Origin of the sequence: Ligilactobacillus salitolerans (assembly GCF_003864415.1) — a bacterium.
GTDB classification, from domain to species: Bacteria; Bacillota; Bacilli; order Lactobacillales; family Lactobacillaceae; genus Ligilactobacillus; species Ligilactobacillus salitolerans.
In genome coordinates this window covers 1-1,417 of the sequence record NZ_BFFP01000076.1, presented here as the reverse complement: position 1 = coordinate 1,417, position 1,417 = coordinate 1, and the positions used below count along the sequence as shown (strand labels likewise).

At 43.4% G+C, this 1,417-nt stretch carries 1 protein-coding gene; it reads left to right on the top strand.

Translation table 11 applies throughout. The features are described 5' to 3' along the window. Window positions 1-69 precede the first annotated feature (69 nt). Window positions 70-1,401 carry an ISL3 family transposase gene (locus LFYK43_RS12060; protein WP_124978575.1) on the top strand — a complete coding sequence of 444 codons (1,332 nt, stop codon included), beginning with the start codon at window positions 70-72 and terminating at the stop codon, window positions 1,399-1,401. The last annotated feature ends 16 nt before the right edge of the window (window positions 1,402-1,417 follow it).

Below are 1,417 nucleotides of genomic sequence, written 5' to 3'. Positions count from 1 at the left end.
AAGGCCACTACACCTTGTCTCCCCAAATCCAATTCGTCTAAATGACGAAAATAGAAAGAAGTTTTATTCATGGATAATTGTACACTTGATCGTCTTGGGATTAAAGACCCACGCTTAATTGAAGACCCTAAGCTTGAAGATCAGTATAAAATCTACAATAACCAACCCGCCCGCTTCATTCATCTCTTACAAACTTATTCCTGCTTGTGTCCTAAGTGTGGGCAGACAATGCGAAAAAACGGCTTTAAAACAGTCCACATTGTTGGTCTACCTTCAGGCGGAGTCCTCAATGTTTTCTCGATCCGCAAGCAGAAGTTTATCTGCCCGGCTTCACCAGACTGTCCCAAAATTGTTACCAAGATTGCTGACGTCCAAGATGTTGAGCCCAATGCTCAAATTTCGAAGGATGTTAAATACCACTCAATCATGCAACTTAATAATAACCGTACTCAAGCAGATATTGCCGAAGAACACGGGATTTCCACCATGTCCGTCATGCGCTTTGGACAAGAAATGGCCAGTTATTTTAAACCTAAGTATACCTGGTTACCCCAAGATATCGCCTTTGATGACTTTAAATCTGGTAAATTTGCGAAAAGCGGGATGAGTATCTTATTGATGGATATCGCGCAACACCGCACCCTGGATATCATTCGTTCGCGGACTAATACATACCTGCGCAGCTATTTTTATCAATATCCACGCAAAGCACGGCTGGCAGTTCAAACTGTGACTGTTGACTTGTACTCGCCTTATCGCCCGCTGATCAAAGAGCTTTTCCCCAATGCCCTGATCATTGCGGATCGTTTCCATACTGTAGTTCAAGCTTACCGCGGCTTAAACAGCGTCCGGATCTCAGTGATGAAGCAATATGGTGCAAAATCTCATGAAGGCCGCGCACTCAAGCGCCTCTGGAAGCTTTTAATGAAAGATTCAAATAAACTTGAATATGTCGAACGAAAAAAGCGGATTAACTTTCGCGGTGACTTGTTGACTGATTCAGAAGTTGTCGACCGGCTTTTGAAAATGTCTCCTGAGCTAGCTCAGGCTTACAAGTACTATCAAGAGCTTTTACTGGCTGTACACCGCAAGGATGCAGTCTTATTGAAGGAGCTCTTAAATGAGACCCAGGAACTGCCTGAGGTAATGAAAAAAGTCAATAAAACCCTGCTCGAACACTTTGATGAGATCGTCAACAGCTTCAAAACCTCATATTCAAACGGCCCGGTTGAAGGCACCAACAACAAAATCAAGGTTATCAAGAAAACTGCCTATGGCTTTAGAAACTTTGCCAACTTCCGCCTGCGTATTCTCCTGGCATTAAAGACCAGTTTTTTAAGCAGGAATATGCGCAGAGAGATCAAAAAAGCCACCCGTCCCATTCAGGAACAGGCAGCTTGATCAAGCTATACCAATT

What these genes read in the sequence shown, in the direction of transcription:
- LFYK43_RS12060 (WP_124978575.1), top strand. Translation starts at nt 70, where the DNA reads ATGGATAATTGTACACTTGATCGTCTTGGGATTAAAGACCCACGCTTA.